Raw genomic sequence first — 13,540 nt, 5'->3', positions numbered from 1 at the left:
TCGCCCGGTGCGGCCGGCTCAGAGCGCGCGGCCCTCCACCTCGGCAGACAGGCGATCCAGCGCCTTGGTTACTTCCTCATGATGCGGATGTATAGCCTTGGCGCGTTGATAGGCGTCATAGGCCCGGTCCGGGTCGCCGAAATATTCAAACACCTGGCCGAGGCCAAAGATCGCATTGTAGTCATTCGGGTTCAACGCCAGGGCGCGCTCCAGATCGGCCACCGCCGGTCCGAACCGCTCGGCATTGAAAAAGGCCCGCGCCCGTTCCGACCAGCCCTCGGCAAACTCCGGCGCGTGATCCGTCAGCGCGGTCAGATGTTCGATCGCCAGGCGCCACTCGCCGCGTGCCATCGCGTCCCGCCCCCGGCGCAGCAGCAGATCCATCGCCGGCGATCCGCTGCGGCTCCAGAGCGCCTGCAACTCGCGGTCCAATGCCGCGGCATCCGCCGGATCCGCCTCTTGTAGCCGCGTCAGCAGATCCCCCTCGCCCAGATCCGAGAGGTTGACAGCCGCCGCCTCCTGCGCCGAGATCGCGGTCGGCAATGAGGGGATGACGGCCAGCGAGATTGCCGCCACGATAGCTTTGAGATTCGCGCAAGTTCTGCCCATAACTGGAAAGGTAACGGCAAAGGGTGCAAAATCCAGTACCCGGAACAAAAGCTTCACAGTTTTGTGCAGGATGCGCAGAGCCCCAGTTAGGAAAGACGACATGAGCGACACCCTGGAACAGGCAGCAGCAACGCTGAACGAAAAGATGGACGGCGGCTTCGACAGCTCCGCCAAGTTCGAAATCACCGGCATGGGCGCCATCATGCTCGACTCCAACGGCGCCCGCGTCGGCGACGAAGAGGCCGATGTCACCATGACCGCCGATGCGGAGACCTTTCAGGAGATCCTCTCGGGCGAGCTGAACCCAACCGCGGCCTTCATGGGCGGCAAGCTGACCATCGACGGCGACATGGGCGTGGCGATGCAGCTGGCCCAGGCTCTGGCCTGATCGCGGGTCTGATCGCGATGAAGGATCAGCCGATGGCCCCAGCCTCCCCCGCGCCCTATTTCGCCGATATCGCGCAGGGCCCGGCAGAGGCACAGGCGCATTGGCTGACCACAGGCGATGGCCTGCGCATCCGCGCGGGCCATTGGCGGCCCGTGGGCCCGGCGGCGGGCGCCGCTGAGGGCACCCTGCTGCTCTGCCCCGGCCGCACCGAATATATCGAGAAATACGGCCCCTTTGCCGCCGACATGACCGCGCGTGGCTATGCGGTACTGGCGGTGGACTGGCGCGGTCAGGGGCTGGCAGATCGGGCCCTGTCGGACCGCCGGTTGGGGCATGTGGGGCATTTCGACGAATTCCAGCAGGATATGGCGGCGCTCCTGGCCCATGCCGCGGCCCTGGACCTGCCCCGCCCCTGGCACCTGCTTGGCCATTCGATGGGCGGGGCGATCGGCCTGCGCGCGCTGATGGACGGGCTGGACGTGGCCAGCTGCATCTTCACCGCGCCCATGTGGGGCATCCGGATCCCCGTTGCGCTGCGCCCGCTGGCCTATGCGTTGACGCGTTTTGGCCGCCACATGGGGCTCAACCACCGGCTGGTGCCGACCACCACGATCGAGCAATATGTGCAGGTCACCCCCTTCGCCGGCAATACGCTGACCAATGATCCGCAGATGTATGCCTTTCTCCAGATGCAGATGGAACGCCAGCCGGACCTGGTGCTGGGCGGCCCGACCGTCCAGTGGCTGGGCGCGGCGATGCTGGAATGCGCCGCCCTCGCGCAGGCGCCCTCGCCGGATCTGCCCTGCCTCACCTTCCTCGGCGACAGCGAACAGATCGTGGCGACCGGCCCGATCCATGAGCGCATGGCGCGCTGGCCCGGCGGACGGCTGGAGCTGGTGGCGGAGGCCCAGCACGAGATCCTGATGGAGCGTCCCGCGGTTCGCACCCGGGTGCTCGACCAGATCGTGGCCCATATGCGCGCCGCGCGCTGATCTCCCGACCGCACGTCAATACCCGTTTCCTCTGATGCGTTAAGACGGGGGCCCTCCCGCCCCCTCTTGTGGCCTCGCGGCCCCATCGAGGCGTTGGGCCGCGCGCCGCGTGCCCGATGGGCACGCGGCGCGGGTCGCTTCGGGCGCAGCCCGAAGCGAAACACCTGTCGCCTCCGTTCATCCCTGGCTCATCCCCGTCCCCGGGATGTCCCCGCCCGGACCGCAATCCGGTCCCAAACTGGCCCCGGCCCAATCCTGCCCTGAACCGCCTCCCGGCACAGGTTTGCGCGGCGGTTTCTCCGCCCGATCCCTGCTCTGCGCTTGTGCCTGCGGGAGCGGCGACCTAAGTGTCGTTGAGAACCAAATCCCGCGCCCGGCGCCGCACGCCCCTGCCTTTCGCAGGTCCTAGCGGCCCCGGGCGCGACCAGACATCTGACGGAGGTCCCATGTTCCAACTCCCCTTCCCCGTGCACGACGCCAATGCCTCATCCGGATCGGATGATCTGGGACCGCTGCCGGAGTGGGATCTCACCGATCTCTACGCCGCGGAAGACGCCCCCGAGCTGAGCCGCGACCTCGACTGGCTGCAACAGGAATGCGCCGCCTTTGCCGCCGATTACGAGGGCAAACTGGCCGACCTGGACGCCCAGGGGCTGCTCGACTGCGTGCTGCGCAACGAGAAGATCAACAATATCGCCGGGCGCATCATGTCCTATGCGGGCCTGCGCTATTACCAGCTGACCACAGATGCGGGCCGCGCCAAGTTCCTCTCCGATCTACAGGAAAAGGTCACCGTCTTCACCACGCCGCTGGTGTTCTTCACGCTGGAGATCAACCGGATCGAGGATGCGACCCTGGACGCGCTGTTTGCCGCCAATGCCGACCTCGCCCGCTACAAGCCGGTGTTCGACCGCATCCGCGCCATGAAACCCTATCAGCTCTCCGACGAGCTGGAACGGTTCATGCATGACCTCGGCATCGTTGGCGACGCCTGGGAAAAACTCTTTGACGAGACCATCGCCGGGCTGACGTTTGAAATCGACGGCGAGGAACTGGGCATCGAGGCGACGCTCAACTTCCTGACCGAACAGGACCGCAGCAAGCGTGAGGCGGCCGCGCGCGAACTCGCCCGCGTCTTTGCCGACAACATCAAGATCTTTGCCCGCGTGCACAACACGCAGGCCAAGGAGAAAGAGATCATCGACCGCTGGCGCGGCATGCCCAGCCCGCAGATGGGCCGCCACCTGTCGAACGACGTCGAACCCGAGGTGGTCGAGGCCCTGCGCGAGGCGGTCGTGGCCGCCTACCCCAAGCTCAGCCACCGCTATTACGAGTTGAAGCGCAAATGGCTTGGTCTGGACCGCATGCAGGTCTGGGACCGCAACGCGCCCTTGCCGATGGAAACCACCCGCATTGTCGACTGGGACGAGGCCCGCGCCACGGTGATGGAAGCCTACGAGGCCTTTGATCCGCGCATGGGCGAGCTGGCACAGCCCTTCTTTGACAAAGGCTGGATCGACGCGGGCGTGAAACCCGGCAAAGCCCCCGGTGCCTTTGCCCACCCGACCGTCACCAATGTGCACCCCTATGTGATGCTGAACTACCTCGGCAAGCCGCGCGACGTGATGACACTGGCGCATGAGCTGGGCCACGGCGTGCATCAGGTGCTGGCCGCCGATCAGGGCGAAATGCTGTCGTCGACACCGCTGACGCTGGCGGAAACCGCGTCTGTCTTTGGCGAGATGCTCACCTTCCGCAAGATGCTGGAGAAGGCCGCAACCAAGGAAGAGCGCAAGGTGCTGCTCGCCGGCAAGGTCGAGGACATGATCAACACGGTTGTGCGCCAGATCGCCTTTTACGACTTTGAATGCAAACTGCACGCCGCCCGCGCCGAGGGCGAATTGACTCCCGAGGACATCAACGCCCTGTGGATGAGCGTTCAGGCGGAATCCCTGGGCGACGCGTTCGACTTCATGGAGGGCTACGAGACCTTCTGGGCCTATATCCCGCATTTCGTGCATTCGCCCTTCTACGTCTATGCCTATGCCTTTGGCGACGGCTTGGTGAATGCGCTCTATTCGGTCTACGCCGAGGGCGCCGAAGGGTTTGAGGACAAGTATTTCGACATGCTCAAGGCCGGGGGCTCCAAGCACCACAAGGAGCTGCTGGCGCCCTTTGGCCTGGACGCCTCCGACCCCAAATTCTGGGACAAGGGCCTGTCGATGATCTCCGGCCTCATCGACGAGCTGGAAGCGATGGAGGACTGACGGCCTTCGGCGCAGGCGTCACCTCCTGGCGCATGCGCTGAAAATCGCCGACAATTCGAACAGTTCGGCCCGCCGCATCGTGACGGCGGGCCTTTTTTATGCATCTTTAACGCGACATGACGACGCCCACGCCCATCGACTTTCTGCGACTGACCCACTCGGATCACCATCTGGTGCGCCATATCGAAGTGGCGCCGGAGCAGATCGTCTACTGCGGCACCGTCGACATGGCGTTTGCCTCGACCGAAAAGCGGCTCAACCTCTATGCCATCCGGGCGGCGGGGGCTCCGGTTGGGTTCTTCAAGATCGACCTGAAATACCCCGAGACCTACGGGTTTGCCCGCGCGGGCGATCTCGGGCTGCGCGCCTTCATGATCGATCACCGCCATCAGGGGCGCGGCATCGCAACCGCAGCGCTGGCGGCCCTGCCCGGCATGCTGCACCGGCTCTATCCGGCGGCCACGGCGGTGGTGCTGACCGTCAACATCCGCAACCAGATCGCCGTGCGCAGCTATCGCCGGGCGGGGTTTGTCGACACCGGCGAAATCCACGAAGGCGGTCTCGCTGGACCACAGCATGTCATGCGGCTGGATTTGCCGGACAGCTAGTGCGCCGGACACCGAAAACGCCCTCACCGCCGCCGATCGTCGCCGGATTCCCGCTCAGTCATTGCAGGGTCATCGCAGCCCCCGCCGGAACCGCGCCCCGAGAGGGTCATCCCAACCGCGACCGGCGTGGACAGACGCGCTCACAGAGTGCACTCCCACCGAGCCCAGCCCCGGCGCGCAACACCCTCACTTCAACTGGCTGTCCTTGCTGCCACGCCGATTGATGCCACTCCGGGCGCGCAGGGTTCCGTCTCGATCCTGCTGGCAGTCGATACAGAGCTTCACCCCCGGGATCGCCTGACGGCGGGCCTCGGGGATCTCCTCTTCACAATCAGCACAATGGCGGAGGCTCTCGCCCACAGGGGCGCGCCGCGTCTTCAACCGGGCCAGCTCATCCGAGATCGACGCTTCGATCTGTTCGCTGACCGCACCATCTTTTGCCCAGCCTCCGGCCATCCGTCGCGCCTCCTCACACTCACAGCAAGAGCCGCCATCCTAGCGCCGCCCCCTCCAAGGGTGCAAGCCGCACGCGCATGATCTCGCAGAGCCGCAGGTCACAGAGGGGTTGCGCCGTGCGACGCACGTCGCCCGGCGGCAGGCCGCGCCTTCGGCGCGGCCTGCCCGGCCCAACGGGCCGGTCTGCATGTTTCATGCAGAGCGGACGGGCGGGAGCCTCCCCGCCCGCCGCCGCGGACCAGCGCCCGGATCAGAGATCCGTCGCCACCGCAAAGACCTGATCCATCACCTCCTGCGTCCCGCGCGAGAATTCCAGCGGACAGGGATAGGGCGCCGCCTCGCGCACCGCGCGGCCAAAGCTCTCGACCTGCAGCTTGTAGTGATCCGCCACCGGAAAGCGTTCCTCCAGCACCTGCCCAGCAGCCCCCGCAGGCCCCGCCTGATGCAGCTCCAGCCGGGCCTCGCCAAAGACCCGCGGATTGAACGGCGCGGTCAGGCGCAACACGCCTTTGTCCCCGTGGAACACCATTTCCTGGTAGGGATGCATGCGGGTGCTGACATAGGCCCTGTACAGCACGCCCGGAAACCGCGCCTGCACGTCGGAGACCACGTCAACGCCGTTTTCCCATTCGATCTGGGCACTGACCACTTCGGGCTCGGCCCCAAGGACAAACCGCGCGCCGCCAAAGACATAGACCCCGATGTCGCGCAGCGCACCGCCGCCGGTCTCGGGGCGATTGCGGATGTTGGTGGTATCGGCGCGATTGTCGAAGGAGAACTTGCCCGACACATGTTTCACTTGGCCCAGCGCGCCGCCCTGCACCAGATCACGCGCCCGCTGCCACTGCGGGTGATGCACGATCATATAGGCTTCGGCCGCCAGCACACCGGCCGCCTCCCGCGCCGCGATCAGCTGGTCGAACTCCGCCGCCTGCAGTGTTGCCGGCTTCTCCACCAGCACATGCTTGCCCGCCGCCATCGCCTTCAGCGCCCACTCCACATGCAGGTGGTTGGGCAGCGGAATATAAACGGCATCGATGTCCGCATCGGCCAGCAGCGCCTCATAGCTGTCAAAGACACGAAGCCCCGGCGCAAAGGCCTGGAACGGTGCCGCCTTCTCTGCGCTGGAGGTCGCCAGCGCCGTCAGCTCTGCGCCGCTGGCGGCGTGAATTGCGGGTCCCATGTGTTCACGGGCGAATTTGGCAGCCCCGAGGATGCCCCAACGGACGGGGTTCGGCATGGTCACTCTCCTTTGCACAGGAATGGATGTTTGCGCTCACATATCGCCGCAGCATAGAGCCTGCAATCCTCCGGGGCAAATGCGCCGGGATCTCCCTTTGCGGGAAAACCCCTTGCACGGCACGCCCCCTGACGTAGCCTGCCGACACACCACACGGAGGATCAGGACAATGGCGACACTGGCGAAATGGATCGGGCGGCTGCTCCTCCTCTGCGCGGCGGCGGTCATCGGCGTCCTGCTGTTTGGCCCGGCCTATGTCGAAAAGACCCGCAACCGGGTAACCGACCATGCCCCCTATCCGGTCAGCGCCGAGGCGCGCGCCCTGCATGACAGCCTGCTGATCGGCGATCTGCATGCCGATTCGCTGCTGTGGAAACGCGATCTGACCAAACGCGGCAGTCGCGGCCATGTGGACATTCCCCGGCTGATCGAGGGCAATGTGGCAGTGCAGGTCTTTACCGCAGTAACGAAATCCCCCGCCGGACAGAACTACGATCACAACGACGCCAACGCCCGGGACAATATCACCCTGCTCGCCATCGGGCAGCTCTGGCCGCTGCCGACCTGGTCGTCGCTCCACGAGCGGGCGCTCTACCAGGCCAAAAAGCTGCACCGGGTTCAGGAGCGCGCCGACGGGCGCCTGCGGATCTTGCGGACCAAAGCGGATCTGGACGCGCTGCTGGACCTGAAGCGCGCCGGAGAGCCCGTGGTGGGCGGCCTCCTTGGCCTTGAAGGGGCGCATCCGCTGGAGGGCGACCTGAGCAAGTTGCAGGCGCTGATCGACGCCGGCTACCGGGTGATTGGCCTGCATCATTTCTTTGACAATGCGCTTGGCGGTTCGCTGCATGGCAGCGGCAACCAAGGGCTGACCGACTTTGGCCGCGCGGTGGTGACCGCCAGCGTGGACCAGGGGCTGATCCTCGATGTGGCCCATTCCAGCCCGCAGGTGGTGCGCGATGTGCTGGCGATGACGGATGTGCCGATCATCCTGTCCCATGGCGGCATCCACCGGGCCTGCCCGGTCAAGCGCAACCTGCGTGATCCGCTGATGCAGCAGATCGCCGCCAGCGGCGGCGTGATCGGGATCGGCTATTGGGCGGATGCCGTCTGTGACCCCAGCCCGGCGGGTGTGGCGCGGGCGATCCGCGCCGCGATCGAGGTGGTGGGCGAGAATCACGTCGCCCTTGGCTCGGACTTCGACGGCTCGGTCACAACCGCGTTCGACAGTTCCGAACTGGCCGCCCTGACCCAGGCGCTGCTGGATGAGGGGCTGTCACCGGCCCAAATCCGCAAGGTCGCCGGCGAAAACATGCTGCGCGTCCTGCGTGCGCGGCTTGGTTGAGCCCCGCCCTGTCATCACCGCAATCCTGCATCGCGTTGATGCGGCGCGATTTTCTGCCCCACATGGCAAATCCCGAGTCTCCTGGTCGGAAACAATACCCGACAACATCAGTCAACTATTTGATTTTGCTCGGTTTTTTGTTGACCCCGTATGCTGGAGCGGCTATCCATAACGCAACTGCAGCAAGCCAGATGACACGGCAGCGCGCAGCTCGCTCTCCAGCCAGGCCCCTCGGGACCCAGCCAGATCGCCAGCCACGCCAGCCACGCCAGCACCCAACCTCACCCAGCCAGCCAATGCAGTGACCGCTGTTGCCCGCAACGCCTCTCGCAGCCAGCACCGCAGCGCTCTTCCATCACATGTCGTGCCAGTTGATCGGGCCAATCGCATCGGGTCCCTTTGCGCGCCGCTCTTGCCCGCACCTGTGACCTTTGCCCGCCATTCTGACGTGACGCGCGGGCACCTCCCACCGCACAGACAACCTCGCCGCATGGCTGCCGCCAAACGCCCGCCCGCGACATATTCGGGCATGGCTATGGGCGGTCTGGCATGTCGCTGCCCAGCGGCGCTTGCCTGTCCCGTTGCGCGCAAACCAGACGCCGCCTGAGCCCCCGGCGCAAAACGCTTGCGACGCCGAACACCGGCGCCCCCACCTTAGGGCAACACAAAAAGGGGCCACCGCTGTGGTGGCCCCATACTTGTCGGCACCGAGGGAGAAAGGTGCTGATGACAAATCGTGTCGCGCCGGGTCAGGCGGGCTGCTGCATCATGCCCTTGCCGGTCGCCAGCTCCCGCATTTTCTTCTGCAGCTTCTCGAACGCCCGCACCTCGATCTGGCGAATGCGTTCGCGGCTCACGTCATATTGCAGGCTCAGCTCTTCCAGGGTCTTGGCCTGCTCCGCCAGCCGGCGTTGCGTCAGGATGTCCTTCTCGCGATCATTTAGCACGCTCATCGCCTCGGTCAGCAACTCGCGCCGCGCCTCCAGCTCGTCACGCGCCTCGTAATCTCCGGCCTGATCCGCATCCTCGTCTTCGAGCCAGTCCTGCCATTGCATGGTGCTGTCGCCGTCGCTGCCCACCATGGCATTGAGCGAGGCATCGCCACCGGACATGCGGCGGTTCATCGAGATCACCTCGTCCTCGGTCACGCCCAGGTCGGTTGCGATCTTCTTCACCACATCGGGACGCAGGTCGCCGTCCTCCAGCGCGCCGATCCGCGCCTTGGCCTTGCGCAGGTTGAAGAACAGCTTCTTCTGCGCCGAGGTGGTGCCCAGCTTCACCAGGCTCCAGGACCGCAGGATGTATTCCTGGATCGACGCACGAATCCACCACATGGCATAGGTCGCCAAGCGAAAGCCCTTTTCGGGATCAAAGCGTTTGACCGCCTGCATCAGGCCCACGTTGGCCTCGGAGATCACCTCCGCCTGTGGCAGACCATAGCCGCGGTAGCCCATGGCAATCTTGGCCGCCAGACGCAGGTGAGAGGTCACCATCTTATGCGCGGCTTCGGTGTCCTGCTCTTCGACCCAGCGCTTGGCCAGCATGTATTCCTCTTCCGGCTCCAGCAGCGGAAACTTGCGGATCTCCTGCAGATAGCGATTGAGGCCACCTTCGGGAGAGGGGGCGGGCAGGTTTGCATAATTTGCCATCAGATCTGTCCCTTTCGAATGTTCAAGGACTTAACATCAGCCCAATTGGTTGTCTCCGGCGCGCAATTCAAGTGCGCTGTTGTCCAGTGTTATACAAAGGACAACGCACGTCCTCTGTGAAGTGTGTCACAAAAGCCGTCAAAAAAACTCATCTTTCAATCAATGCATTGATAACAATCATATTTCTCTCAATGGCGCTGCGATCTCCTCGGCCAGTTCACGCGCCGCGACCGTCCGGCGATGCGCCAGCCCCGCCCGCCGGCGCACCTGCGGGCCGGGCCGCACGGGGCGAACGCACACCCCCGCATGCTGGGCCCCATGGCGCAGCGGCACAAAGGCAACGCCAAGACCGGCAGCGACCAGATCCAGCAGCTGCGGGTCATTGGTCGCAGCCGCCCCGGCGCGGCCCGGCGCCAGCCCCTCTTCCGCAAGGAGATGGAGCATATCCGCCTGCGGGCAATAGGGCCGCTGGATGAAGGGCGCCCCCGCCAGATCCGCCAGCGCCACCGTCTCGCGCTGCGCCAGCCGGTGCCCCACGGGCAGCGCCACCCCGTAGCTGTCCTCCCACAGCGGCAGGAACACATATCCCGCCGGGGTGCAGGGCTCGGCAATGCAGGCGATGTCGCAACTGCCAGGGTCATCGGTGAATTCGGGCATCACCTCCGGTCGCCGCCGGGTCAGCGCCTGAAGCGGGGCCGCAAACGGCGCCAGCACCATATCCGGGTGACAGTAGATCCGCACCGCCTGCGGCACGCGCGGCCGCAACCGTGCCGGCAAATCGGCCAGATGGCTGACACTCGCCGCCGCTTCGCGATAGAGCTGTGTCCCCAGCGCGGTGACCTGCAAGCCCTGGCGCGAGCGCAGGAACAGCGCCCCGCCAAGGTCGCGCTCCAGCCGCTGGATGGCGGCGGAAACGCTCGGTTGGCTGACATTGTTGACCTGCGCGGCGCGGCTGATGGACCCGGTCTCATACGCGCTCAGGAAATAGCGCAGCGGGGTGATTTCGAACATACGATCATCCTATGCGAAACATAGCTGACATCAGCCTATCCTATGTGCGCACAAACCGCCATCTCTGGTGTCACCTTTCAGGTCGTACAGGAGATATCTCATGACCACAGCACCAACCGCCGCCGCCACCCGATCTGCCGGCTCCGCCCACCCTGTCATCGACACCGTTCTGCATAAATTCGTCGCGGGCGCGCCGGATCTGATGTCGCATCTCGCGGATGACATCGATTTTCGCATTGATCACTACGCCGATGACGTTGATGCCAGTTGGCAAGCCGGCCACGGGATCGACGCCATGGGCCGCATTCTCGGGCGGCTGGCGACGGATGTGTTTCCACGCGGCACCGAGGCGCTGGAGATCCACGTGCAACCGCTGTCCGACGGCTGGCATCTGACCCGCTTCCATCAGCAGTTCTACTACGGGGTCAAAGGCTATGAGGTGACCAGCCTCACCTATATCCTGTCACATGAAAAAGACGGCAAGCTCGACTATTTTCGCGAGACCGTCACCGGCGCTCTCCCCCTCTGATCCCGGGGCGTCGGCACCAAACCCGCATAACCGGGAGCGCTCCCGCCCCTCCTCGTGGCCTGACGGCCCCATCGGAGGGTTGGGCCCCGCGCCGCGGGCCCGCTGGGCCCGCGGCGCGGGTCGCTTCGGGCAAAGCCCGAAGCGAAACACCTCGCACCACCGCCCCATGCCATCGCCGCCTTGGGCATGCGGCACGCTCAGGCCGCGGCTGCTCCGCGCAGCGCTGTGATCAGCTGTTGCATGTCATCCGGCAACGGCGCTTCAAACCGCAGGGTTGCCCCGGTCACCGGGTGCTCGAACCCCAGCACCGCGGCATGCAGCGCCTGCCGGGGGAACCCGTTGACCGCCGCCAGCGCGGCCGCGCTCAGCGCTTTGGGAGAGATCTTGCGCTTGCCGCCATAGGTGGGATCGCCCAGCAACCCATGGCCGGCATGCGCCATATGCACGCGGATCTGATGGGTGCGCCCGGTTTCCAGCCAGCACTCCACCAATGACGCCACCACGGGCGTTCCAAAGGCCTCGACGATACGCGCCCGGGTCACCGCGTGACGGCCGCCCTCAAACAGCACCGCCTGACGCTGGCGGTCGGTCTTGTGGCGCGCCAGCTGCGTGGTGATCTTCAGGATGTTGCCCGGCTCGAACCGCGCCCCCCGCACACCGCGCAGACGCGGATCATTGCCGTCCGGCACCCCGTAGCAGACCGCCTGATAGTAGCGCTCGACGCTGTGGCGCTCGAACTGCACCGCCAGCCCCCGGTGTGCCGCATCGGATTTCGCCACCACCAGCAGGCCCGAGGTCTCCTTGTCGATCCGATGCACGATGCCGGGGCGCTTGACCCCGCCCACACCGGAGAGATCCGCGCCGCAGTGATGCAGCAAGGCATTGACCAGCGTGCCCGACGGGCTGCCGGGGGCCGGATGCACCACCATGCCTGCCGGTTTGTTGACGACGATCAGATCATCATCCTCGTGGATCACATCCAGCGGGATGTCCTCGGGGCCGATATGGCTGTCCTCGGCCTCCTCCACGGTGATCGCCACCTGCGCGCCCTCCGGGATGCGCGCCTTGGCGTCACGGGCCACCGCCCCATCCACGGCGACGCCGCCACTCTCGATCAGCCGGGCCAGACGGGTGCGCGACAGGTTCGCTTCCTCTGGCACATCGCGCGCGATCGCTTTATCAAGCCGCTTGGGCGGGTTCTCCGCGATCACAAATTCAATGCGGCGGCTGGCCATGACACATCCTTCCGAGTCTGAAACCATAGACGAACCGGCGCAGCTGCGATTCCTGCGGCGCCTGGTGACCACGCTGACCGTGATCATGGTGGGCGGGGTTCTAGTGGTAATCGCGCTGCTTGTCATCCGTTTGTCGGATGGCGATGCCGCGCCGCAGCTGCCAGCCGATATCACCCTGCCCGATGGCGCCACCGCGCGGGCGGTGACCTTCGGCACCGGCTGGGTCGCCGTGGTGACGACAGAAGATCAGATCCTGATCCTGGACAGCGAGACCGGCGCCCTGCGCCAGACCCTGCAGATCCAGCCCGCGCCTGCGGACTGAGCTTGGGCGCTCGGAGGATCTAGGGAGACTGACCCTCTAGACGGACGGAGGCGTGACGCTGGCTGAGACCGCCCGGAGATGACGCCCGCGCCGACGCGACGCGCCAATGCGCGCGGTCGGGATCAGGAGCGCAGCAGAACCTTGCTGGAATCCAGCGCCTGCGCAATCCGCGTGTACTGGCTTTGCCGCTGGCGGGACCCGGCGCTGCGCAGCAGTACCGTGCGCGCCTCGTCCAGAATGGCCTCGGCCTGCTGGTTCACCGCCGCCAGCTCTGCCGCATCCACTGCCACCAGCGGGCGCGCGGTTGCACCGCCACCGGCCTTGGCACTGGACACGTTGATGCGCCCCTTGCTGCGATCCCGGTTGTCGCGGGCCAGGGTCTCCAGCTTGGCAGAGGCCTCCGCCAGCACGCTGCGCACCTCGTCATAATCGGTGCCCTCCGGGATCTCTCCCGACACCGCCTGCAAGCGCTCCGCCATACAGTCGACCCGGTAGCTGCGATCCTCCAGCCCGCCGCAGAAGGCCTGGATCGTGGCCAGGCTCCGTACCAGCTCCTTGAGGAAATTCGCCGAGCCGAACTGACCGGAGGGCACCACGACGGTATAAACCAGCTGCTGTTGGGCCTGCGCCACCTGCCCGCCTGCCACGAGAAAGGCCGTTGCCAGTGCTGCCGCTGTCTGTTTCATCTCAGAATCTCCATTGGCGAATGCAAATTGCAGTATGCCCTCTAGGCTACCTCAGGATCGCCTCTCTGCGAAGCCCGCAAAGCCGCAGCGCCTTTGTCCCAAGGCCCTCGCAGCATCTCCACCAGAAAAATCATCGAAAATTCCCCGTGGACGGGCTATAGTCGCGTGGCAGACTATCCCGCAAACGCAGCGTCCAACTGATACGA

The 13,540-nt window shown here is 65.5% G+C and carries 14 protein-coding genes; 7 read left to right on the top strand and 7 right to left on the bottom strand.

What is annotated here, in order from left to right; translation table 11 throughout:
* Positions 1–18: 18 nt before the first annotated feature.
* On the bottom strand, positions 19–609 hold the full coding sequence (locus tag MHM97_RS14435; RefSeq protein ID WP_239323127.1) for a tetratricopeptide repeat protein: 591 nt from the start codon (positions 607–609) through the stop codon (positions 19–21).
* Positions 610–709: 100 nt separating this feature from the next.
* Here MHM97_RS14435 and MHM97_RS14430 point away from each other — a divergent pair, with 100 nt between their 5' ends.
* From MHM97_RS14430 to MHM97_RS14415, 4 genes are all read left to right on the top strand, one after another.
* Entirely contained in the window at positions 710–997 is a 288-nt protein-coding gene (locus tag MHM97_RS14430) for an SCP2 sterol-binding domain-containing protein (RefSeq protein ID WP_239323066.1), read from the top strand.
* A gap of 32 nt (positions 998–1,029) precedes the next feature.
* Complete coding sequence (locus MHM97_RS14425; protein WP_239323065.1) at positions 1,030–1,989, top strand: alpha/beta hydrolase; 960 nt, start codon at positions 1,030–1,032, stop codon at positions 1,987–1,989.
* A 446-nt stretch (positions 1,990–2,435) separates the two neighbouring features.
* Positions 2,436–4,256 (top strand): M3 family oligoendopeptidase, encoded by a 1,821-nt coding sequence (locus tag MHM97_RS14420; RefSeq protein WP_239323064.1) that lies wholly within the window; start codon positions 2,436–2,438, stop codon positions 4,254–4,256.
* Between the two features lie 116 nt (positions 4,257–4,372).
* Positions 4,373–4,864 (top strand): GNAT family N-acetyltransferase, encoded by a 492-nt coding sequence (locus MHM97_RS14415; RefSeq protein ID WP_239323063.1) that lies wholly within the window; start codon positions 4,373–4,375, stop codon positions 4,862–4,864.
* 186 nt (positions 4,865–5,050) lie between these two features.
* On the opposite strand, the gene MHM97_RS14410 is transcribed toward MHM97_RS14415, so the two are convergent.
* Both MHM97_RS14410 and MHM97_RS14405 read right to left on the bottom strand, forming a co-directional pair.
* Positions 5,051–5,320 (bottom strand): DksA/TraR family C4-type zinc finger protein, encoded by a 270-nt coding sequence (locus MHM97_RS14410; RefSeq protein WP_239323062.1) that lies wholly within the window; start codon positions 5,318–5,320, stop codon positions 5,051–5,053.
* Between the two features lie 250 nt (positions 5,321–5,570).
* Positions 5,571–6,560: a Gfo/Idh/MocA family protein gene (locus MHM97_RS14405; protein WP_239323061.1), complete on the bottom strand. Its 990-nt coding sequence runs from the start codon at positions 6,558–6,560 to the stop codon at positions 5,571–5,573.
* Positions 6,561–6,729: 169 nt separating this feature from the next.
* On the opposite strand from MHM97_RS14405, the gene MHM97_RS14400 reads away from it, so the two are divergent.
* Positions 6,730–7,902, top strand: a complete 1,173-nt coding sequence (locus MHM97_RS14400; protein WP_239323060.1) for a dipeptidase — start codon at positions 6,730–6,732, stop codon at positions 7,900–7,902.
* A gap of 749 nt (positions 7,903–8,651) precedes the next feature.
* Here the strand turns inward: MHM97_RS14400 and rpoH are convergent.
* Complete coding sequence (gene rpoH / locus MHM97_RS14395; protein ID WP_239323059.1) at positions 8,652–9,551, bottom strand: RNA polymerase sigma factor RpoH; 900 nt, start codon at positions 9,549–9,551, stop codon at positions 8,652–8,654.
* 177 nt (positions 9,552–9,728) lie between these two features.
* The gene (locus tag MHM97_RS14390; protein WP_239323058.1) at positions 9,729–10,562 is read right to left on the bottom strand and encodes a LysR family transcriptional regulator; all 834 of its coding nucleotides are present in this window, start codon (positions 10,560–10,562) and stop codon (positions 9,729–9,731) included.
* Between the two features lie 100 nt (positions 10,563–10,662).
* Between MHM97_RS14390 and MHM97_RS14385 the strand changes: the two genes are divergently transcribed.
* Complete coding sequence (locus MHM97_RS14385; protein ID WP_239323057.1) at positions 10,663–11,091, top strand: hypothetical protein; 429 nt, start codon at positions 10,663–10,665, stop codon at positions 11,089–11,091.
* A gap of 197 nt (positions 11,092–11,288) precedes the next feature.
* On the opposite strand, the gene MHM97_RS14380 is transcribed toward MHM97_RS14385, so the two are convergent.
* Positions 11,289–12,326 carry an RluA family pseudouridine synthase gene (locus MHM97_RS14380; RefSeq protein ID WP_239323056.1) on the bottom strand — a complete coding sequence of 346 codons (1,038 nt, stop codon included), beginning with the start codon at positions 12,324–12,326 and terminating at the stop codon, positions 11,289–11,291.
* On the opposite strand from MHM97_RS14380, the gene MHM97_RS14375 reads away from it, so the two are divergent.
* Positions 12,325–12,648, top strand: a complete 324-nt coding sequence (locus MHM97_RS14375) for a DUF6476 family protein (protein WP_239323055.1) — start codon at positions 12,325–12,327, stop codon at positions 12,646–12,648. The two genes, MHM97_RS14380 and MHM97_RS14375, sit on opposite strands and share 2 nt — an antisense overlap.
* 122 nt (positions 12,649–12,770) lie before the next feature.
* Here MHM97_RS14375 and MHM97_RS14370 read toward each other — a convergent pair whose 3' ends face one another.
* A complete protein-coding gene (locus tag MHM97_RS14370) occupies positions 12,771–13,334 on the bottom strand; it encodes a hypothetical protein (protein ID WP_239323054.1) in 564 nt (187 codons plus the stop codon).
* Positions 13,335–13,540 lie beyond the last annotated feature (206 nt).

The organism is Epibacterium sp. Ofav1-8 (assembly GCF_022348185.1).
Taxonomy (GTDB): Bacteria; Pseudomonadota; Alphaproteobacteria; order Rhodobacterales; family Rhodobacteraceae; genus Epibacterium.
The sequence above is the reverse complement of the archived record's forward strand: the minus strand, read 5'-3'. Positions and strand labels throughout refer to the sequence as shown.